Source organism: Methylotenera versatilis 301 (genome assembly GCF_000093025.1).
Classification (GTDB): Bacteria; Pseudomonadota; Gammaproteobacteria; order Burkholderiales; family Methylophilaceae; genus Methylotenera; species Methylotenera versatilis.
The window spans coordinates 1,021,177-1,042,922 of sequence record NC_014207.1; the positions used below are offsets into that span (position 1 = coordinate 1,021,177).

The 21,746-nt window shown below is 42.2% G+C and carries 20 protein-coding genes; 10 read left to right on the forward strand and 10 right to left on the reverse strand.

All coding sequences use genetic code 11. The features are described 5' to 3' along the window. The first annotated feature begins 18 nt into the window (after positions 1-18). From M301_RS04645 to M301_RS14160, 4 genes are all read left to right on the forward strand, one after another. A complete protein-coding gene (locus M301_RS04645; RefSeq protein ID WP_013147599.1) occupies positions 19-1,089 on the forward strand; it encodes a protein-glutamate methylesterase/protein-glutamine glutaminase in 1,071 nt (356 codons plus the stop codon). A 184-nt stretch (positions 1,090-1,273) separates the two neighbouring features. Then, positions 1,274-1,672 carry a chemotaxis response regulator CheY gene (gene cheY, locus M301_RS04650; RefSeq protein WP_013147600.1) on the forward strand — a complete coding sequence of 133 codons (399 nt, stop codon included), beginning with the start codon at positions 1,274-1,276 and terminating at the stop codon, positions 1,670-1,672. Between the two features lie 2 nt (positions 1,673-1,674). Beyond that, a complete protein-coding gene (gene cheZ / locus M301_RS04655) occupies positions 1,675-2,343 on the forward strand; it encodes a protein phosphatase CheZ (RefSeq protein ID WP_013147601.1) in 669 nt (222 codons plus the stop codon). A 106-nt stretch (positions 2,344-2,449) separates the two neighbouring features. Then, a complete protein-coding gene (locus tag M301_RS14160) occupies positions 2,450-5,149 on the forward strand; it encodes an EAL domain-containing protein (RefSeq protein ID WP_013147602.1) in 2,700 nt (899 codons plus the stop codon). 39 nt (positions 5,150-5,188) lie between these two features. On the opposite strand, the gene M301_RS04665 is transcribed toward M301_RS14160, so the two are convergent. From M301_RS04665 to M301_RS04675, 3 genes are all read right to left on the reverse strand, one after another. After that, positions 5,189-5,566: a DUF779 domain-containing protein gene (locus M301_RS04665; RefSeq protein ID WP_013147603.1), complete on the reverse strand. Its 378-nt coding sequence runs from the start codon at positions 5,564-5,566 to the stop codon at positions 5,189-5,191. Positions 5,567-5,644: 78 nt separating this feature from the next. Then, on the reverse strand, positions 5,645-7,165 hold the full coding sequence (gene exaC / locus M301_RS04670; RefSeq protein WP_013147604.1) for an acetaldehyde dehydrogenase ExaC: 1,521 nt from the start codon (positions 7,163-7,165) through the stop codon (positions 5,645-5,647). Positions 7,166-7,411: 246 nt separating this feature from the next. Continuing rightward, on the reverse strand, positions 7,412-8,014 hold the full coding sequence (locus M301_RS04675) for a cysteine hydrolase family protein (RefSeq protein ID WP_013147605.1): 603 nt from the start codon (positions 8,012-8,014) through the stop codon (positions 7,412-7,414). 256 nt (positions 8,015-8,270) lie between these two features. On the opposite strand from M301_RS04675, the gene M301_RS04680 reads away from it, so the two are divergent. After that, positions 8,271-9,521 (forward strand): adenylate/guanylate cyclase domain-containing protein, encoded by a 1,251-nt coding sequence (locus M301_RS04680; protein ID WP_013147606.1) that lies wholly within the window; start codon positions 8,271-8,273, stop codon positions 9,519-9,521. A 21-nt stretch (positions 9,522-9,542) separates the two neighbouring features. On the opposite strand, the gene M301_RS04685 is transcribed toward M301_RS04680, so the two are convergent. From M301_RS04685 to M301_RS04715, 7 genes are all read right to left on the reverse strand, one after another. Next, the gene (locus M301_RS04685; RefSeq protein WP_013147607.1) at positions 9,543-10,211 is read right to left on the reverse strand and encodes a hypothetical protein; all 669 of its coding nucleotides are present in this window, start codon (positions 10,209-10,211) and stop codon (positions 9,543-9,545) included. 3 nt (positions 10,212-10,214) lie between these two features. Continuing rightward, positions 10,215-11,150: an oxygen-dependent tRNA uridine(34) hydroxylase TrhO gene (gene trhO, locus M301_RS04690; protein WP_013147608.1), complete on the reverse strand. Its 936-nt coding sequence runs from the start codon at positions 11,148-11,150 to the stop codon at positions 10,215-10,217. An 81-nt stretch (positions 11,151-11,231) separates the two neighbouring features. Next, a complete protein-coding gene (locus M301_RS04695) occupies positions 11,232-12,035 on the reverse strand; it encodes a formylmethanofuran dehydrogenase subunit C (protein ID WP_013147609.1) in 804 nt (267 codons plus the stop codon). After that, on the reverse strand, positions 12,032-12,940 hold the full coding sequence (fhcD, locus tag M301_RS04700; RefSeq protein ID WP_013147610.1) for a formylmethanofuran--tetrahydromethanopterin N-formyltransferase: 909 nt from the start codon (positions 12,938-12,940) through the stop codon (positions 12,032-12,034). The genes M301_RS04695 and fhcD overlap by 4 nt, the downstream gene beginning before the upstream one ends. A 35-nt stretch (positions 12,941-12,975) precedes the next feature. Continuing rightward, on the reverse strand, positions 12,976-13,635 hold the full coding sequence (locus M301_RS04705) for a pyridoxamine 5'-phosphate oxidase family protein (RefSeq protein ID WP_013147611.1): 660 nt from the start codon (positions 13,633-13,635) through the stop codon (positions 12,976-12,978). A gap of 21 nt (positions 13,636-13,656) precedes the next feature. Further along, complete coding sequence (locus M301_RS04710; protein ID WP_013147612.1) at positions 13,657-15,333, reverse strand: formylmethanofuran dehydrogenase subunit A; 1,677 nt, start codon at positions 15,331-15,333, stop codon at positions 13,657-13,659. Continuing rightward, positions 15,330-16,553 carry a formylmethanofuran dehydrogenase gene (locus tag M301_RS04715; protein ID WP_013147613.1) on the reverse strand — a complete coding sequence of 408 codons (1,224 nt, stop codon included), beginning with the start codon at positions 16,551-16,553 and terminating at the stop codon, positions 15,330-15,332. The genes M301_RS04710 and M301_RS04715 overlap by 4 nt, the downstream gene beginning before the upstream one ends. Before the next feature lie 302 nt (positions 16,554-16,855). On the opposite strand from M301_RS04715, the gene ndk reads away from it, so the two are divergent. From ndk to ispG, 5 genes are all read left to right on the forward strand, one after another. Then, positions 16,856-17,263, forward strand: coding sequence for a nucleoside-diphosphate kinase (gene ndk, locus M301_RS04720; RefSeq protein ID WP_013147614.1), 408 nt, complete (start codon positions 16,856-16,858; stop codon positions 17,261-17,263). A 152-nt stretch (positions 17,264-17,415) separates the two neighbouring features. Continuing rightward, positions 17,416-18,519: a dual-specificity RNA methyltransferase RlmN gene (rlmN, locus tag M301_RS04725; RefSeq protein WP_041359823.1), complete on the forward strand. Its 1,104-nt coding sequence runs from the start codon at positions 17,416-17,418 to the stop codon at positions 18,517-18,519. Between the two features lie 8 nt (positions 18,520-18,527). Continuing rightward, positions 18,528-19,289 (forward strand): type IV pilus biogenesis/stability protein PilW, encoded by a 762-nt coding sequence (gene pilW / locus M301_RS04730; protein ID WP_013147616.1) that lies wholly within the window; start codon positions 18,528-18,530, stop codon positions 19,287-19,289. Between the two features lie 2 nt (positions 19,290-19,291). After that, positions 19,292-20,386 carry a helix-turn-helix domain-containing protein gene (locus M301_RS14165; RefSeq protein ID WP_013147617.1) on the forward strand — a complete coding sequence of 365 codons (1,095 nt, stop codon included), beginning with the start codon at positions 19,292-19,294 and terminating at the stop codon, positions 20,384-20,386. Between the two features lie 3 nt (positions 20,387-20,389). After that, positions 20,390-21,706 carry a flavodoxin-dependent (E)-4-hydroxy-3-methylbut-2-enyl-diphosphate synthase gene (gene ispG, locus M301_RS04740; RefSeq protein ID WP_013147618.1) on the forward strand — a complete coding sequence of 439 codons (1,317 nt, stop codon included), beginning with the start codon at positions 20,390-20,392 and terminating at the stop codon, positions 21,704-21,706. The last annotated feature ends 40 nt before the right edge of the window (positions 21,707-21,746 follow it).

Genomic DNA, 21,746 nt, shown 5'->3' on the forward strand with positions numbered 1-21,746 from the left:
TTAAGAAGAGAAAATAACATGAAAATTAGAGTACTAGTCATTGATGATTCCGCATTAATTCGCAGTCTGTTAACTGAGATTATCAATAGTCAACGTGATATGGAAGTTGTTGGTGCTGCGCCTGATCCAATTATTGCGCGTGAAATGATTAAGCAGTTGAATCCAGATGTACTGACTTTGGATGTGGAAATGCCAAAGATGGATGGCTTGGACTTTTTAGAGAAGTTGATGCGTCTGCGCCCAATGCCAGTGGTGATGGTGTCTACATTAACTGAGCGTGGTTCAGAAATTACCATGCGCGCACTTGAGCTTGGCGCAATAGATTTTGTGACCAAGCCAAAGATGTCTATTACAGAAGGTATGCGCGAGTATACCGATATTATTGCGGATAAGATTCGTGCCGCTTCCCAAGCAAGAATTTCGACATTACAGCGACACGCTATGACTCAAAGTAGCGGTGCCGCTCCAGCGCCCTTGCGCAATCCATTAATCAGTAGTGAGAAGTTATTGATTATAGGTGCTTCTACAGGTGGTACTGAGGCGATTAAATCGTTCCTATTGCAGATGCCATCAGATTGTCCAGGTATTTTAATTACACAACATATGCCTGCTGGCTTTACCAAATCATTTGCAAATCGCTTAGATTCGCTATGCCAGATTTCAGTGAAAGAAGCTGCAGGGGGTGAGCGTATCTTACCTGGTCATGCTTATATTGCACCTGGTGATAAACACTTGCTATTAGCTAGAAGTGGCGCGAATTATGTCACTCAGCTAAGTGATGAAGCACCAGTCAATCGTCACAAGCCATCTGTCGACGTGTTATTTGCATCTGCTGCAGAATATGCAGGTAAGAACGTCATTGGTGTGATTCTAACTGGTATGGGCAAAGATGGCGCGGTTGGTATGGCTAAAATGCGAGATGCAGGTGCTTACAACTTTGCTCAAAATGAAGAAAGCTGCGTGGTCTATGGCATGCCGAAAGAGGCAGTTGCGCATGGCGGAGTAGATGAAGTGGCACATTTGAATGATTTGCCGAAGTTAGTCTTGAATTACCTGATGGCGAACAGCTCACGCGCGTTACGTGTGTAATGCGAATAAGTGAGATGTTGAAAATATGTAATTGGGAAAAGCGTCGCTTTTGTGTCGCTAATCTTGAATAAAAGTTAAGGTAAAGTAAGTAATAATTAACGAAGAAAGAATCAGAATAAGTCATTTAATGTATTTGAGGCTGATTTCGAATTCTATGAACGACTATTTTTTAATGGAGTAATGCATGGCCAACCTAAATACAAAGTTTCTTGTGGTGGATGATTTTTCAACCATGCGCAGGATCGTCAGAAATTTATTAAAAGAGCTTGGTTACACCAATGTTGATGAGGCAGAAGACGGCGCAGTCGGTCTTAGCAAGCTTAAGGGTGGCGGATTCGAGTTTGTGGTATCGGATTGGAACATGCCCAATATGGATGGTTTGACTATGTTGCAGCAGATTCGAGCAGACCCTGAATTGAAGCACTTACCTGTGCTAATGGTGACGGCTGAAGCTAAAAAGGAAAACATTATTGCAGCTGCACAAGCCGGTGCCAATGGTTATGTGGTTAAACCGTTTACAGCAGCAACCTTGGATGAGAAGTTATCTAAAATATTTGAGAAGCTTGAAAAAGCAGGGGCTTAGTGATGAATAGCGAGTCTTTACAGCAGCAAGCAACACATGTTGAACCTATGCCAGTAGCTAACCAAGGTGACGAGATGCTGAATCGTATTGGTCATGTGACTAGGTTGCTGCATGATAGTTTACAGGGTTTGGGTTTAGATAAAATTCTTGAGCAAGTTGCACAAGATATTCCAGATGCACGTGACCGTTTAGCTTATGTATCACGCATGACAGAGCAAGCTGCAGAGCGTGTCTTGAATGCCACTGACTTGGCAACGCCACTGCAAACTGAATTAGCCAATGGAGCGTCGGTCCTAGAGCAACATTGGAAAGCAGTATTAGAAAAGCCTTCATTAAAAAGCGAATACAACCAAGTCGCCGATGAAACCTTGGAATTTTTAACTTTGACTACTAAAAATACCACTGAAACCAAAGCCTTGTTGATGGATATTATGATGGCGCAGGATTTTCAAGATTTGACAGGTCAGGTCATCAAGAAAATCACAGGATTGGCTCAAGATTTAGAGAAGCAATTAGTACAAGTACTGATAGATTTCTCTCCTACTCCGGTTAAAAAAGAAGTCGATGAAAAAGCAACCTTAATGAATGGTCCGCAGATTGATCCAACCGCAGTGGATGTTGTGGCAAGCCAAGAGCAAGTGGATGATTTGCTCGATAGTTTAGGGTTTTAATTGCGCTGTTCACTGAAACTTGTCGGATAGAATCAATTAACTAGCATTCACTTCTTAGCATTGGTCAGTTTCAATATACCAATGCTAAATACTTTTGGTAACCTAAATGGCTGAAAAACACTTTACGGGATTGCGCGCCAAGATGCTGGTAGTCGTGGCGACAGGTATGGTGTTGCTGTTCACAATACTGTTTATGGTAGCGCGAACTGTGTTGCTAGATGGCTATGCAAAATTAGAATCAAACAAAACCTTAATTCAAGTCAATAGTGCGGTCACACTATTAAATGAGCAATCTCAGCAGTTAGAAGGCATTGTAAGCGAATACGCGCACTGGGATGACACCTACCAATATATGTTGCAGCCAGATGCTCCATATATCGACTCTAACTACACCAACGAAACCTTCAATCACCTCAAAGTCAAAGCGATACTACTCGTTAACCCAGAAGGCGTTGCATTATACAAACGTGGGTTTGACTTTACTAACGGCAAACCATGGCCTATTCCAATATTACTTGAGCAAGCGGTCAGTAAGGGCGGTATCTTTCTAAACCCCTCTAAAGACCATATGTCTGGATTTTTTTGGACGCCAGAAGGCATTTGCATAGTGACGGCTATGGATATACAACCAACCGCTAGTAAAAGTATCAGTCACGGTACTTTAATTATGGTACGTCATGTGGATCAAGCTCTCATTGAGCGCATTGAGAAAGTCATAGGCGCGAAACTCACAATTCAACAGTTGTTTAATGGTAAAGACGTTGATTTAGAGAAAAGGTTAGCAGTCAGCGGCACTGTAGTTAAACCTTTAAATAGCGCAGAGGTGGCAGGCTATGCGCTGATGAAAAATGTCAGCAATCAAGCAAATCTAATTGTATCGACCTTGAGTAACCGTGAAATATTTGAGCAAAGGCAGTCTATTTCTAGCTTCCTTTCGTGGTCAACTTCAATCATTGCACTTATGTTAGCAGCCATTAGTTGGATGTTTGACAGAATGGTTCTAATCCGCTTAGAACGTATGAATGAAGACGTAAAACGAATTAGCGATACTGCAAATATGTCGGCTAGGATTAGACGGCTTAATGGCCATGACGAACTGGCAAGTTTGTCGCATGGTATCAACGGCATGTTGGATCGCATTGAAGACTCTCAGTACGAACTTCAATTAGAGAAAGAGCGCGCCCAAGTGACGCTTGAAGGCATTGCCGATGCCGTCATCACAAGTAATCCTGCAGGTTATGTACTTTATATGAACTCAGCAGCAGAGCGGCTTACAGGCGTTAACTTAAGTGAAATGAAGATTAAAACATTACGTTCTTTGTTTAAATTATTAGCCGAAGATAAAACCACGCCAGTGAGTAGTGAATGGTTAACCGATTCATATAGCTCCCAAGAAGAGGTGATATTGGAGCGTGCAGATGGCGAGGAGTTTGTGATACGCAAATCAGCTTCTCCGCTTTATGACAGTGATGGTCATACTTTTGCCACTGTAACTGTGCTTCACGATGTGACGATGCTTAGAACCTTGTCTAATCAATTGTCGTTTCAAGCGAGACATGACCAATTGACAGGTCTGATTAATCGTTATGAGTTTGATCGTAAAACACAAGCTGCTATAGATGATACGGCCATAGCCAATCGGGTGCATTGCCTTGCGTATATTGATTTAGACCAATTTAAAATAGTCAACGATACTTGCGGCCATATGGCAGGTGACGTGTTGCTAAAACAGCTGACTAATCACATCAAAGCCAAAGTGCGTAGCTCTGACACGCTAGCGCGATTGGGTGGTGATGAATTTGCTTTATTATTAATGGGCTGTGATTTAGTCAAAGCTCAAGAAATCATCGAAGGCTTGCTAGACGTGGTGCGGGAGTATCGTTTCACTTTTGATGACAAAGTGTTCAAAATTGGTGCCAGTGTGGGACTTACCGAAATCTCACCGCTCCATAATTTAACCTTGAGTGAGCTGCTCAGCACGGTAGACTCAGCCTGCTATACAGCGAAAGAGCAAGGTGGTAATCGCATACACATTTACCGCTCTGACGATTCTGATATTAAAGAACATAACAATCAACTTGAATGGGTTTCTAGAATACATTTAGGGCTCGAGCATAAGCAGTTTGTTTTATACATCCAGCGCATGGCAAGCTTAACTGAAGGCGCAGAACTTCACTGTGAGCTATTAATTCGCATGCAGGCGATGGATGGCTCATATTACCCACCGGGTTATTTTCTACCTGCGGCGGAGCGTTATCACTTAATGCCTAAAATAGATCGGTGGGTAGTAGGGGAGGCGCTTGCTATTATCGCCCGCAAAGGTGCTGCTTTCCCTTATGTTTGCGCAATCAATTTATCCGGTCAGACTTTGTCAGAAGATGGCTTTTTAGAGTATGTGATTGAGCAGATTAAGCTACACAAAGTTGATACCAGTCGAATTTGCTTTGAAATTACCGAAACCTCCGTCATTGCAAATTTGAACAAAGCTCGACAATTCATGCATGCTTTACGTCAGATTGGCTGTCGCTTTTCGCTTGACGACTTTGGTAGTGGATTGTCTTCCTTTGCATATCTTAAAAATCTTGAAGTCGATTTTCTTAAGATTGATGGTATGTTTGTTAAAGCCATTGTAAAAAATAAGATAGACCGTGCGATGGTTGAATCTATTAACAATGTCGGTCATGTGATGGGCTTACATACCATTGCTGAATTCGCTGAGAATGACGAAATTATTAATATGCTCAAAGAGATTGGCGTGGATTACGCACAAGGCTACGGCGTTGCTAAGCCTGAGTTATTTGATTAGGGCAGATTTACTAGTCATGTGGTGCTTAACTAAAAATAGTTAATTTAAGCCAAAAGTTTTAACTGGTGGCAGCGTTTCTAACTCTTCGTCAGTAAACAGTCGTCCACGTGTAATAAATGCCATTCCTGAACCACAATCTAATGAAAATGAGCCACTAGAACCAGGCATTGCGTCTAATATGGTGTGCATATTCTCTGAGAATTGAAAATGGTTGTGTCCCATATAGAAAGTTGCGCCTTCAATTTCACCTATGATGACATCTGACGCGCCAGGCTTAAACTCATTTGCTGGCATGCACAGCGGCACGCTTCCCTCACAACATCCGCCAGATTGCAAAAATAAAATCGGACCATGCTGCGCTGTTAGCTTGTGAATCAGCTCAATAGCAGCAGGGGTTGCAGATACACGTTCAGACATCTTGATCTCCAGAACAAAAAATAAGAGGCGGTTAAAGCCGCCTCTTAATACTACACTTAGTGTTTTCTTAACTCAAGTTTAGAAAAAGCCAAGTTTTTTAGGGCTATAGCTAACTAACAAGTTTTTAGTTTGTTGGTAGTGGTCTAACATCATTTTGTGAGTTTCACGGCCGATACCAGATTCTTTGTAACCACCAAATGCTGCATGCGCTGGATAGGCATGGTAGCAGTTAGTCCACACACGACCCGCTTTAATACCACGACCCATGCGGTAAGCACGGCTGCCATCACGTGTCCAAACGCCAGAACCAAGACCAAATACAGTGTCATTAGCAATTGCAAGCGCTTCAGCTTCGTCTTTAAAGGTTGTTACAGCTAACACTGGGCCAAAAATCTCTTCTTGGAATACGCGCATTTTGTTATGGCCCTTAAGGAGTGTTGGCTGTACATAATAACCTTCAGAAAACTCACCTTTTAAGATATTGCGTTGACCACCAATTAGCAGTTCAGCACCTTCTTGTTTACCAATATCCATATAAGACATGATTTTATTCAATTGATCTTGTGATGCTTGCGCACCTATCATCGTGTTAGGGTCTAGTGGGTTGCCTTGTACGATTGCAGCTACGCGTGGCAACACACGCTCCATGAATTTGTCATAAACAGACTCTTGAATCAATGCACGTGATGGGCTAGTACATACTTCACCTTGGTTAAAGGCAAACAATACCAAACCTTCAACGGCTTTATCAAAGAAGTCATCATCAGCATCTGCAATATCTTCAAAGAATACGTTCGGTGATTTACCGCCTAATTCTAGTGTTGCTGGAATCAAGTTTGAAGCAGCAGCTTGTGCAATGACGCGACCAGTGACAGTAGAACCAGTAAAGGCAATTTTGCCAATACGACGGCTGTTAGCTAGTGGCGCACCTACTTCACGACCATAACCGTTGACCACGTTAATCACACCTGGAGGTAAGATATCAGCGATAAGTTCCATTAAAATCAATAAGCTGACAGGTGTAAATTCTGCAGGTTTCATTACTACACAATTACCTGCAACCACTGCTGGAGCAAGTTTCCAAGCCGCCATCAGAATAGGGAAGTTCCAAGGGATGATTTGACCAACTACGCCAATAGGCTCATGGAAATGGTAAGCCACCATGTTCTCGTCAATTTCACTCAAGCTACCTTCTTGCGCGCGCATACAGCCAGCAAAATAGCGGAAGTGATCGATTGCCAATGGAATATCCGCGTTCATTGTTTCGCGAATTGGCTTACCGTTATCAATCGTTTCAGCCGTAGCTAAAAGCTCAAGATTAGCTTCCATGCGGTCTGCAATTTTAAGCATTAAGTTAGCGCGCTCACTTGGTGCTGTTCTAGCCCATTTGTCTGCGGCAGCGTGTGCTGCATCTAATGCCAGTTCAACATCTTCTGCACTTGAACGCGCTGCTTTTGTATATGGTTTCCCTGTAATTGGAGTAATAACATCAAAATATTCACCTTTAACTGGCGCTACAAATTTTCCGCCAATAAAATTATCATATTTAGTTTTATATGGAATTTTAACGCCAAGGCCTTTTAGTAGATCTAAACTCATGCTGACTCCTCTAGTTTTTCTGTAGTTAATATAGTATTTCTATCCGACAAACCGCATTGCTTGGTTACTATTTTTATTATGTTCAAAACTTAACTTAATCCACCAAAAACCCTTGTAAATAAAGGGTTTGAAAGATAAGTGCGACCTAAACAATAAACCTTAGAGGCTAGCAAATCAAGCAAAATGTTACAGATTTGTAAATATATTTTATATGTCTTATATATTATATAAATTATATTAATGAAGTTATTTGTTTAATCCATTTATATCATCAACCACCACGGCATATAGGTCTCGGCTTGAGGCGAGTGCGCCAAGATGCACTTCTTCAGCGCTTAAGACTCTACTATTTGTACTTAATAATGGTCTAGTTGCAGTCGCGCTTGCGACAATGGTTGACGCATAACCTAAATTAAATGCACCATGTGCCGTTGAGTTCACGCACATATGTGTCATAAAACCAGCTAAAACAATATTTTTAATTCCAAACGCTTTAAGTTCAGCATCTAAGGTGGTTTCTACAAATGCATTGGGATAATTTTTAACAATGACTTTCTCCCCGTCAATTGGCGCTACTTCAACAGCAATTGCACCAATATCAGCCGTAATATCATAAGGTGAACCTACACCAGCATCGTGTTGAATATGAATAACTGGAATTTTAAGCTCGCGAGCTAATTTAAGTAATTTCTGCGCTTCAAGAATTGCTGGTTCTACATTTGTGAGTTGCATTAAGCCATGTCGGTAGGTGTTTTGAATATCAATTAGAATCAGTGCTGAATCTTTTAAATTGGCTGGCTGATAGCCCATACCAGTAATGTCGCGCAAAGTTTGTGAGGCTGTAACCATAGTAAACTCCATGAGGGTTGAAACTTCTTAAGGTAAGTGACTTGTAGAAATGCTAAAAGTGCCCGGTGCAACATTTATTTTCTGAGTTGTTATGCAGGCTTGAGTGATTTAGTGTGAGAAATTTAAAGCTAATCAATAAGCTATGTAGATATCTTATTATTACGCTAGTCTAGAAAAAGACCTCATCTTAAGCTATAGTACTTGAGCTGCAGTATATTGGTATACTCTAATTAGAAATAAAAAACGCTATCCAAATATGACAGATATTTTAGTTACGGCACCCTCTGTATTGACGCGAGAATTTTGGCGCAGATTTTCTGCGCCTACTGCTGAATCCCTTGGCAGATCGATTATGTCTTTACTGGTGATAGCAGAGAGTATTGTCTGTATTTTCTGGATATTTACCTTATCAAGCTTAGGTGACGGCTACGCGATTATTGCAGCTGTGCCGTATTTTTACCTCGTCATTTCCTATGTTAGTCTGTTTTTATTCTACCGCCTCAAACGCTATGAGTATTTTACTTTTACACAATTGGTTATGCTGTTGGTCATGCCTTTCGTCATGCAATGGGCGATTGGTGGCTTTGCTGCATCTAGTGGTGTAGCAATCTGGGCGATATTATCGCCCGTTGGCGCTTTAATGATTCTAGGCACACGCCAATCAACACCTTGGTTTTTACTTTTTGTAGGCTTAGCTTTTATTTCGTGGAAGTTAAATCATTATTTCGCTGGTAATGCCATGCCAATTCCCACCACGTTAAAAGATGCATTCTTTCTGATGAATATTACAGGCACAGCATCCATATTGTATGGGGTTTTGCGTTATTTTCAAGCCCAAAAAGAGCGTGTTATGATTTCGTTAGAGTTAGAGCAGGCGCGCTCTGAAAAGTTATTGCTTAACATCCTTCCTGCAGCCATTGCTGAGCGGCTAAAAGCCAATGATATGCGTATCGCCGATCATTATGATTCTGTGACTGTGATGTTTGCTGATTTAGTCAATTTCACGCAAATTTCAGAAAAAATGCCAGCTTTGCAATTAATTGATTTGCTGTCACAGGTGTTTTTAAAATTTGACCAGTTGGCAGAGAAATATCAAGTAGAAAAAATCAAGACAATCGGCGATGCCTATATGGTTGTTTCTGGCGCGCCCATCATGTACACAGACCATGTGACTCGTATTGTTGAAATGGCATTTGATATGAAGGTCGTACTGCAAGAAGTCGCCGCTAAAACTGGCATAGATTTGAATATGCGTATTGGTATTCACACCGGCCCAGTGGTTGCAGGGGTGATTGGCAGCACCAAATTTAGTTATGATTTATGGGGTGATACCGTGAACTTAGCTAGCCGGATGGAAAGCACCTGTAGACCTAATAACATACAAGTGACGCGTGAAACGCAAGCGTTGATAAAAGACGCTTATATATTTTCAGAAAAAGCGGATGTTGATGTCAAAGGTAAGGGTTTGGTCGAAACTTACTTTTTACTTGCACGAAAATCTAGTTAACTATCCTTACTATAACAATCATTAATTATAGTTAGAATCATCATTAAGCAACATGCTTGCCGCGTTTGGATTTCCTGTCCAAAAGTTATAAAACTCCCGCACTACCAATAAAAATAACTGTTTAGCTTCAGTCATTTTAAAGAGCGGTAAAGTTAATTCAGCTGCTGTACGATAGGATTTGTGGTTTTTTATTGGCGCATCACGTAAGCGAATAATCATCACTTTAGCGAGTTTGATACGTGTATCTACCAGTGATTGCTCAGCTCCTTGGTCGCGCATGGCTAGTGCGTAAGCTTTTAATGGCCAGCTTTCAGCAGTGTCGAAACTTTCTGTTTCTAAGCTATCGATTAATGCTTTTAGTGAGGTTGCTATTGGCTTCCATTGGATGGCGGCAACATCAAAGCCATAGTTTAAATTAAAGGCAGCAATGGCCTTAATATCTTTTATCCAGAATGGATAAAACTCACGTGCGGTATTGAGGTTGGTATGCCAGTCATCTGATGGAATGGTCTTCAGCACGGTGTCGATGACTTTGCTATATATTGCTGGCTCAAGAGGCTTATTAACAAGTGACTCTGCCAGTTTATCTAAAAACAATGAGTGCTTATAAAGCACATTAGTTGTTGCGCCTTTAGCTTGGAGAAGCTTTAAATATGCGCTGATAGCTTCTTTCTCGCGAGATAGATTCATTCCTTAGTTATTTTTCTGCTTTTCACCAATGTGCGCTTGGCCTCGTTGCTTGGCGAGAATCACTTGTTTCTGCCGCTCTGTCAGGCTGGCTTTTTTTTCTTCAGTTAATTTGTCATAACAGTAAGGACAAGAAATGCCAGCGGTATATTGTGTGCTTTGCATCTCAGCTGGCGATAGAGGATGGCGGCAGGCGTAACATTGGTCAAATTCACCGACTTCTAAATTGTGCTTCACTGCTACACGTTGATCAAAGACAAAGCATTCACCTTCCCACATACTTTCAGCTTCAGGAACGGTTTCTAGGTATTTTAGAATGCCGCCTTGCAGGTGATAAACTTCTTCAAAACCTTGATCCATCATATAGGAAGAGGCTTTTTCGCAGCGAATACCGCCTGTGCAAAACATGGCGACTTTTTTATGCTTGGTTTTATCAAAATGCTCGGCAACGTATTCTGGAAATTCACGAAAAGTCGTGGTTTTTGGGTCAATAGCGCCTTTAAAGGTGCCAATATCCACTTCATAGTCGTTGCGAGTGTCGATTAAAATCACGTCAGGGTCAGAAATCAGCGCGTTCCAGTCTTCAGGCTTAACGTAAGTGCCAACTTTTTTAGTAGGGCTAACGCCAGGTACGCCAAGTGTAACGATTTCCTTTTTGAGTTTGACTTTCATGCGATAAAACGGATGCTCGCTCGCAAATGATTCTTTGTGTTCTAAATCCGCAAAGCGACTTTCAAATATGGCATCAGTGCGCAAGAAGTTTAGTAGGTTATGCATGTCTTGCGGTAAGCCAGCAATGGTGCCGTTAATGCCTTCTTCAGCGAGCAATAGCGTACCCTTAATGTTGTTAGTGATGCAGGCTTCTAAAATTGGCGTTTGCAATAATTTGTAATTAGGCAGGCTGACAAATTTATAAAGCGCGGCAGTTAAATACTTAGACATTTTTTTGATAATGAACTGTAATAAAACGGTATTTTATCACTAGAGCGTATGAATTAGAGCGTGTAATTGCTTAAGCGAGCATTAGGACGAGTGTGAAATTAATAAAATCTCACCATTACCACTACATACGGCATCACCTACAAAGCGCTGTACACGCTTGGTTTCAATATTAGAAAATTGTGTGTTGAACGGTTTGAAAGACTTAAACATTAAGTTTAAAAATGGCAAAGTATGTGTGCCACAATCCTGTATTGTTGCATGCAGCTTAGGGCGCTTAGCCAACAACAATGTGCCGCGCTTCATGTTAAAGCAGGCGTACTCCCCAACGTTGCCCAGTACGCCTATAGTGCCAGCAATCATGCGGCTGGCGCAATAATTACCTACATTACCTTCAATTAGAATTAAGCCTCTGCGCATTTGGTCGCCCACGCGATCGCCTGCATTGCCTTTTATAATGACAGTGCCGCCACGCATGCCTTTGCGTAGACCTGACGAAGCGCCACCAAGAAAATCACCAGTATTACCATCTATTTTAAGCAGGCCGCTGACCATATTGCAGGCAGCAAAAGCTTGCGCGTTACCATTGCAATGTATGGTGCCATTTTTCAAACCAAAGCCTAAATACGCGCCAGCGTCACCTTCTAAAGTGATGCTACCTAAGGTCATGTTCTTGCCGACATTGTCAAAGAACTGGCTACTATTCTTGAAAACAATATTTTCAGCATCGTCGCCAGTAATTTCAAATAACTCTGACACGAGTTGATTACTTAATTTGATTGCACCAATTTGGCTAATGCTCAAACCCTTTAAAAAATCAGGCGTTAGTTGCGCGCAATCCAATGAGTGGGTTAATGGTTGTTTAAGCGTGAAGGTTAGTTCGGTCATGTTGATTTACTAGTCATAATTTCGTGCAATTTAAAATGATGAGGGCCTAATTTTCCACCGTAATTACCCGCAGAGATGCGTTTTACGCCACTGGCCTCACCTAAATCACAAATAGCTTGTATGCCAACACGCATGGACTCGGCAATATCATCAAAGCCAATGCCATCAATCACGATTTCCATCACGCTTTCAATTTCAGGTGATAGCTCGGTATTGGTAGCACCTTTTAGTGTTGGGCAGAATGCGTCGTTGGTTGAGGCAAACATGGTTTTATACTTGCTGCCTACTTTAGAACCTGAGCGCACAACTCCGCCAGGGAATGGCATGATCACGTTAGGGATTTTTTTCATTGCAGTGATGGCTGCTTCTGCCGCTGCAAGTGCTGCGGGCTGTGATGTAGCCAGAATCAAGAAGTTGCCACCACCAATCGCGCGCACCATGCCTGTGGTTTCTTCGCATAAAAATTCGCCATCCATGACTGGCACACGCCAGTAGCGTTTGGCAGAAATCAGCTTAGATGTTTGGAAGCCATCACCAAAAAAGCGTAAATTTTTACCTAGGTTAATTTTTTCGTCGCTATCGATGCCTGAAAATGCCGCAGCAGTAGGGCAGGTAAGGATACATTGCCCCATGCGTGTTTCAAGTTGTTGCATCAGTACTTTGCTGCCCATGGCGAACATTAAAATACTTACACCTGGTCTGCCATCTGGCGTTTCATCTTCAGTCATTTCACGTTCAATGCCAGCTTCTACACCGCAACCAATCACCGAGGTTGCAAAGCCTGTCATCGCATTTGCTGCGTGATATGCCCACTTTAGGTTTTGTGCTGTGATGATCACGCGTGTGCCGCGCATATTAAATGCTTCAGCAAAGGTTTCATCTATTTGTACGCCGTTAATGATCATGAGTTATCTATTAAAAAATTTATGCGCCTAATTAGCTAAGCGTCGGGTGCGCCTGAAATAATCTTACCAACCCACTCTTCAATAGGGATGATGCCAATTTCTTTGGCTTTTTTAGCATCTGTTTCCGGCAAAATATCTTGTACTAAATCTAGTTGTTTCCAGCCTGCCAATGGTGTTTCGCAATGTTCACGCGGTACGTAGCGGGAATCACGCACTTTTTCCATTTTTGGAATATATCTTGGGCAGTTTTGCCAAAGTTCAGATAACTTGACGGTGACAACAAAATCAGCTTCTTTGTAGTGTGCCATTAGCGCAGGGTCTTTTGAAATGCTTGCCGTGCCTTGCACGCGAAGTCGATTAGGCGCTTCAAAAGAAATAAATAGTAAGCCAACATTCTGATTGGTAGTGATGTTTCCCATAGAAAAAAACATGCCATTACCATCGTAACTCGGGAATATCAAAGTTGTGTTATCGAGCACTTTTACAAAGCCAGCATCGCCGCCTTTGTATGACGTAGTCGGGCGACCTTGATGGTCGATTGTTGATAAAAAGAACATATTGACGCTAGAAATAAAGCCTTTAGCCCCATCATCAAATTCAGTTCTGCAAACAAGATCTTCTACACGATCAGCCATGCCTCGTGTGCCAAACTCGTCTTGCAGCTTACGATGTTGTTCCCCATACAATCTACTCATTTTGGTTCCTTCGTTTTAAAGTTAATGAGATGCTTTTTTATTTTCATGGACAATAATGCTACCACGCCCATCGCTACTAATTTCATCATCATTAATCTTAAAACTATCCAATTGCATCGTGTGGTACTTGTCAAAATAATCTTTTAAATCTTTTTCTACTGCAATATCGAAAGCTGGTTTGGCGGTATGCGTCGCACCCCAAACGACTTTAACCACTTTACCGTCTTTTACAACCAGTTCGCCATCTTTGAAAACGTAGTCGGGTTTAGCGAACATCGCTTCACGGTCGGCTTGATCTGTGTAGATTGTGATATCTGCACCTGCACCAACACCCAAATGTCCCCGGTCATTTAAGCCAATGAGGTTTGCTGCACCTGCGCGCGTCATAATGGCAATGTCGTACAAGCTGTATTCGCGGTCTAACGAAGTTAAGTTACTCATGGCTTGTGCATCTAAATTCAGTTTGGCAAAAGCTTCGTTTCTAAAGGTTTTATCCATTAATAAACGAATCAAATGTGGGTAGCTGGTAAATGGCGCGCCGTTAGGGTGATCTGTGGTTAAGAAAATACGCCAAGGATCTTCAACCGATAAGAATATTTCTAAACCAATTGCCCATTGCAAGGCGTTGACGTAGTTTTGATCTTTATATCTGAAAGGCACTACACCGCAACCCGCATCACATTCAATATCCATAATGACTGATTTTTTCGGGTTGGCATGTTTTGCATTCAACTGCTGCATCATGTTGTCACCAGAGGCGGTCACTGTTTGACCAAATAGGATCTGACCTACATCGGCAGTAATGTGTTTGTTTTTATTCAATGCCTCGGAAATTTGCGCAGCAGCCGATGAAAACTTTTTATCACCTTCTGTGCCATAACTATGAAACTGAATATGGGTGAGATGCATCGGTGCGCCATCAGATGCACTCATTGTGTCTAGCGTAGTTTGAAAGTTTCCAGCTGCCCCAAGGTTGTTGCAATGCACATGTAAAGGTTTGGCAATGCCAAGTTGATGTACGGCGGTACTTAAGCTTTTTAATATTTCACGTGGGGTAACTTGGTAATGGCTGTTGTTCTCGTCTAAATCTAGCCTACGTTGATTGAACTTGAATGCATTAATGCCACCAGGGTTCACCACCTTGATGCCAATAGATTGCGTCGCATTGAGTATCCAAGCTACGTAGTCATTAATCGCTTTTTGATCTTTTTTTGCTGTCAACATACGTAAAAAGTAATCATCATTACCCAGCATGGCGTAACCGCCTTTATCTATCATTGGCGTATCTGCCATTTCTAGATGTGTTTGGCGCGCATTGACTGGCATGAGCGCTGGCTCAAAAGCTGCTGTGTAGCCCATTTCTATATAACGGAAACCCGTATCGGTCGCACTAGGCGTAGCATTATGACTACAACTCGGCGTACAAACATGCGCTTCAGGCTCGGTGTATTTTTTTGTTTCTTGATATTCTGGTAGCATCATCCGCGCAATATTGACTTTGCCGCCACCAATATGGCTATGCATATCGATCGCGCCCGCCATCACTACCTTGCCTGTTAAATCATAAGTCTGTGTGATTTTTTCAGTAGCGCTAGGTTTAGCAATAATGCGACCATTTTTGATATAAATATCTTGAACCACACCATCTTTACCTGATGTTGGATCATAAATTCTGCCGTTTTTAAGAAGTGTAATCATGATAGTTTCGCTTCAATTTGGCAGATAACATCGCTTAAGCTTGGTAATTCCGTTTCGCGTAATTTTTTAAGCGGCATGGCAACAGAGCTATCCATTCTAAACATAGTGCCTATGTGGTCAACGCCCGGAATGCCAACAGGAATAAACACGTCAGGTTGTTTTTCAAACTGCATATCAGGATGGCCGATAACGATAGTTGGCGCTTCGCAATCTGGCGGCAAGCAGGCATTAAACGTGCTGACCCACAATAATGCATCGCAATTAGCTATTTGGCGTTTAGTTGAGAAGTGATAAGCGTCATATTCAGGATGACCATTGACGAAGCGATTTCTAGTAGGGTAGCCCGATAGCCAAGTGCTGGTATTGTTAACGCTAGAATCACCATCGCCAGAGTTGAGTGGCAAGCCAGCAACACGATTGGTTTCATTTAACTTAGAAATAAGTTGGGTAATGCTTTGAACAGTAAGTTCAGCTTGTGGGAATTTCAACGCGCTAGCTGACCAAACCACCACGCCATATTTTGCGGCTTTTAATTTTTCTAAAATCAGCTTGAGTGACGCGATTCTCACGCCGCCAATCATGTCATTATCAGGTTTTTTATTCAGCGGATTCTTAGCATTCATGAGCGCATTCAATGCATTCATGATTTCAGGTAACTTGATAGTTTCTTCAGCAAGGCCTAAATATATCACTTCAGGTTTAGGCTTATTGAATAAGGTGTCGGTATTCAACACTAATTTCTCAAAAAAGCGTGGATAGCTGCTGACAATGTCAGTACCAATCGCCAAAATGACATCAGCGCGATTTTTAATTTCAGTTAGTGTCGTAGTTTGCCAACCACTATTTTGCATCGCTAAAGTGTTGCGCACAGTGCCTTCGGAGTGCATATGGTCAAGCGTAGCGCTGGTTTTCTCTGCTAAGCGCATTATTGAGCGCATGCCTTGCACTTCAGTGCCCAAGCCAGCAAACAATGGGTGACTAGCCTTGCTTAGTATGTTTGCTGCAGCTTGAATTGCATTGCTTAGTTCGGTAGGTTTCCCAGCCACGCTAGGCTTGGAAGTGCTCTCAGCAAAAGCTTTTTCAAAAAAGCTAACGCTTTTAACGCAAGCATTTTTGATACTTACAGGAGAGGTTGAATTTAACACCAAGTCATCGCACAGCAAACCACAAGCAGGGCAGCAATGCGTTATTGGTAAAGTTGTATTGATTGAAGGTTTCATTAATCATTATGATGCCACATTGTTACAAAATTTAAACAAAAATTAAGCATATAAATCCAATTTTGTTTTTAAAGTAATTAAGGCGCTGTTTGTGAATGGATTGAGTTGTGTTTTGCGCGACTATTCTTAGCGTGTAATAGGTTTCATGCGTTCGTTCAGCCTGTATAGCTTCACATCGGATTTTCAATGCACTTGCAATTTTCAGCAACTGTATACTTGAATGATGAAAATGGTGGTTTATTTAAAGCGCTAAAAATGGTATTTTATCGTTCTTTTCAATAAGTTAATTTAATGGAGTTGTTATGGCTGTTCAACGCACGCTTTCTATCATCAAACCTGATGCAGTGGCAAAAAATGTAATTGGTAAAATTCTTACGCGTTTTGAAAACGCAGGTTTAAAAATTGTTGAAGCTAAAATGGCACAATTGACTAAGGCAGAAGCTGAAGGTTTCTACGCTGTTCACGCTGCGCGTCCGTTCTTTGCTGATTTAGTAAAATTCATGATTTCAGGCCCTGTGATGATTCAAGCGCTTGAAGGCGAAAATGCTGTTCAAGTTAACCGTGATTTAATGGGCGCTACTAACCCAAAAGAAGCGGCTGCAGGTACGATTCGCGCTGATTTCGCTGAAAGCATTGACGCTAACGCAGTTCACGGTTCAGATTCAGCGGAAAATGCTGCGATCGAAATCGCTTATTTCTTCGGTAAATAATTTAACTTTCGTCGCTATGCTGCGTAGCTCACAAAAAATTATTTCTTGCATATTAATATATGCGGCGTCTTAATTTTTTGTTCGCGCATTGCCTAGCTTAGAAACTTAAATTATTAGTACGTAATACATATGTGATACAAGGTAAAAAAATTTTGGTGAATTTGCTCAATTTCAATCAGCCACAACTGGCAAAATGGTTCGCAGAACAAGGCGAGAAGCCTTTTCGTGCCAAGCAGCTAATGCGTTGGATGCATCATTTTGGTGTGTATGATTTTGAGCAGATGACTGATATTGCCAAAGTATTACGTGAGAAGTTGGTGGTAGACGCCGAAATCACTTTGCCAAACGTGCAGTTAGAACAAGTATCTAATGACGGTACGCGTAAGTGGTTGATCGGTACGGACACAGCCAATAGCATAGAGACCGTGTTTATCCCAGAGGATGATCGCGGTACTTTGTGTATTTCAAGCCAAGTGGGTTGCGCGCTTGAATGCACGTTTTGTAGTACAGGCCGTCAAGGCTTTAATCGAAATTTAAGTGTTTCAGAGATTATTGGTCAGTTGGCAATTGCTAATCAGTCGCTGAGGCAAGAGAGTGGGTACGATTTGCTTTCAGCAAACGATCGTATCATCAGTAATGTTGTGATGATGGGCATGGGCGAGCCGCTTGCCAACTACGATAACGTAGTCACCGCCATGCAAATCATGTTGGACGATAATGCTTATGGCCTAAGTCGCCGCCGCGTGACGCTCTCAACCAGTGGCATGGTGCCAGCGATGGATAGATTAAAAGAAGATTGCCCTGTGGCATTGGCTGTTTCATTGCATGCGCCTAACGATGCGTTACGCGATGTGATTGTGCCTATTAATAAAAAGTACCCTCTTAAAGAGTTAATGGCTGCATGTAATCGTTATTTAGAAAAAGCACCACGCGATTTTGTCACATTCGAATACGTGATGTTGGATGGCGTGAATGATACGGTTGAACATGCGCATCAATTGCTTGATTTGGTGAGAAATGTCTCTTGCAAATTCAATCTAATTCCATTCAATCCGTTTCCAAATAGTGGGTATGACACTTCTAAAGCTAGCCATATTCGGGTGTTTCGCGATATTCTGATGCAAGCTGGTTATGTGGTCACGGTGCGTAAAACACGCGGTGAGGATATTGATGCCGCTTGTGGTCAGTTAGCTGGCAAAGTCTTGGACAAAACTAAGCGCACGGCAAACAGAATTCCAATTGAAGTTGTTGAATGAGGCCTGAGATGAAATTGAGTGCTTTAAAATTATTGCTTACGCTGTTGGTGATTGGTTTGTTTGGCGCGGGTTGTGCAAATCAGCAGCAGCAAGAAAAAGACACTGAAAATACAAAATCTCGTGCACGTGCTCATACTGATTTGGGTGCGGTTTATTTTCAACAAAGACAATTAGAAATAGCATTAGAGGAGTTTAATACTGCAGTCAAAATCGACCCCAGTTTCGCTTCAGCATACAACGGCTTGGGTTTAGTCAATGCTGAGCTTGGTAAAGATGATGTTGCCGATGCAAATTTCAGAAAATCAATTCAATTAGAACCATTAAACTCCGAGGCGCACAACAACTATGGCAGTTTTTTGTGCGCCAGAAATAGAGTTGATGAGTCGATTACTGAGTTTCTAGCTGCGCTTAAAAATCCTCTATATGCCACACCAGCGATGGCTTATACTAATGCGGCCATTTGTTCTATACGCAAAAAAAATATGGCAGGTGCTGAAAGTTACTTGCAACAAGCTTTGCAAATTGAGCCACTTTCACAGGTTGCTGCCTATCAACTTGCGTCACTACAATTTAAACGCAACGATGCAATGGCCGCTAGGAAAACTTTACAAAATGCAATGCTAAGTCGACCAGGCCCAGAAGTTTTGTGGTTGGGCATTCAGGTCGAGCGTGTGCTTGGTGGGAAAGATGCTGAGGCTAGTTATGCTTTGCAACTAAGACGCCAGTATCCAGATTCAGAACAAGCTAAGTTGTTAGAGAGCGGAAAATAACCATGGCTGATGAAGTTATAGTTAATCTTGCAGAGGCAGAAATAATCGGTTTTGCACCGTTAGGTGAGGTTTTTTCTGAGGCTAGGAATGCCAAAAAGCTATCATTAAAAGACGTATCTAATAATTTACGTTTAAGTATTAAGCAAATTGAAGCTTTAGAGAACAACAATTTTTCTAGTTTGCCTCCAGCTGTGATCACGCGTGGCTTTATACGCAATTACGCGCGTTTTTTGGAGTTGGATGCTGAGCCCTTGTTAGCTAGCTATCGCGTGCGTATGCCAGATGTTTCGCCCAGCACGCTAAGTGTAAAGACATCTATGAATCAAGTGATGCCGGGTAAAGAAAGTTCTTTTTTATCTAAATTTATATGGCTATGTAGTCTAGTTTTAATAGCTGTTGCCGTTTGGTTTTATTATGTTAACTACATGCAAAAATCAGCGCCGAAAGTGACGGAAAATGTTGTTAGCACAACAGTAGATACAACCGCTCCAGAGGTTGCTACCTTACCGGAAGTAGCTTTGCCTGCCGCTGAGCGCTTGGCGCAAGCTGATGCTGAAACCACGGTGGATCTGCCAGCTGCGGTTGTTGGTGATGTTAAAGAAATGCCTAATCAAGCTACGCCAAGTACCACTGCAGTGTTACCTAAAGTTGAGCAAGCGCATCCGGCAGCAGCAAACAGCTCTGTGGTTACCACGCAAAATCTTCAGTTGCCAAAAGAAACGACTGTGGATTTCAATACATTAAAAGAAAATACCGCAAAAACAGCACCAGTTACAGCTAGTGCAAAAGCTATCTCTACTGAGGCTAAAGTGCCTGATCTAGCTAAGAGTAGTCTAAAACCAGATAGCTCAATTGCTGCTGTTAAAGGCGTGAATATTGCAGTAACAGAGCAAACTTGGGTGCGTGTCACAGATAAATCCGGCGCGGTTGTTTATGAAAAAATGCTGCAGGCGAATAGCGAAGATGGTTTTAACGGCTTGCCACCTTTTAAAGTGCTGATTGGCAACGCGAAAGCAACCAAGCTTACATTTTTAGGTCAGAATGTTGACTTAAGCGATAAAACTAAAAACAATGTTGCTCGCCTAACTTTGGAGTAATCATTGAGTCTTTCTTTACTTAAAACAGCACGTAATACCCTGCAGGTCATGATTGGTCATGTGCCTGTTGGTGGTGGTCTGGCTGGTACTATCGCTAGTCCTGTTGTCGTGCAAAGCATGACCAATACCGATACTGCCGATGCGCAAGCAACCATAAATCAAGTGTTTGAGCTATGGCAAGCGGGTAGTGAGGTTGTTCGCATTACCGTTAATTCGCCAGAAGCTGCTGCGCAAGTTGGCAATATTCGTCGTGGTTTAGATGCACTGGGCTGCAATGTGCCGTTAGTAGGTGACTTTCATTACAACGGTCATAAATTACTCGCGGCTTACCCTGACTGCGCTGAATCATTAGCCAAATATCGCATCAACCCAGGTAATGTTGGTAAAGGCTCTAAGCGCGATGAGCAGTTTGCTGCCATGATAGAAGCGGCAGTACATTATAAAAAAGCGGTGCGAATTGGCGTGAATTGGGGCAGTTTAGACCAAGCTAAAATGGCACAAATGATGGACGATAACGCCCAGTTGGCTGAACCGTTGTCTTCAGAAGCTTTGATGCGCGAGGCTTTGATACAATCAGCACTTGAAAGCGCCGCACAAGCCGTCGAATTAGGTTTATCGCCTAATCAAATCATCATTTCTTGCAAAGTGAGCAACGTGCAAGATCTAGTGAAAGTATATGCTGAACTGGCAACGCGCAGCGATTACCCTTTACATTTGGGTTTAACTGAAGCGGGCATGGGTTCAAAAGGTATTGTGGCATCAACTGCTGCACTGGCCTTGCTTTTGCAGCAAGGCATAGGCAACACCATTCGCGTTTCACTTACGCCAGAACCTAACGAATCTCGTACAAAAGAAGTCATTGTTGCGCAAGAGATTTTGCAAACCATGGGCATACGTTCTTTCACACCGTTAGTGACTGCCTGCCCAGGCTGCGGCCGTACGACTTCGACCTATTTCCAAGAGCTTGCCATGCAAATTCAAAGCTATTTGCGTAATCAAATGCCTGTTTGGCGCGGCCTATATGCTGGAGTTGAGAACATGAGCGTGGCTGTGATGGGCTGTGTGGTGAATGGCCCAGGCGAATCCAAGTTAGCGAATATCGGTATTAGTTTGCCCGGCACAGGTGAAACGCCAGTCGCACCTGTATTTGTCGATGGCGAAAAAACTGTCACACTCAAAGGCGATAACATTGCGCAAGAGTTTCAAGCGATTGTCGAAGACTATGTACAAACGCATTATGCTGAAGGCGGCAAGCTGCATGTTAGTCTACCTCAAGTAAAAACCACGCAAAAAACAATCCCTATTCAAGCTATTAACTAAATAGCTGCCCATTTAAAAAGTCATTGAAGTAACGAACTAT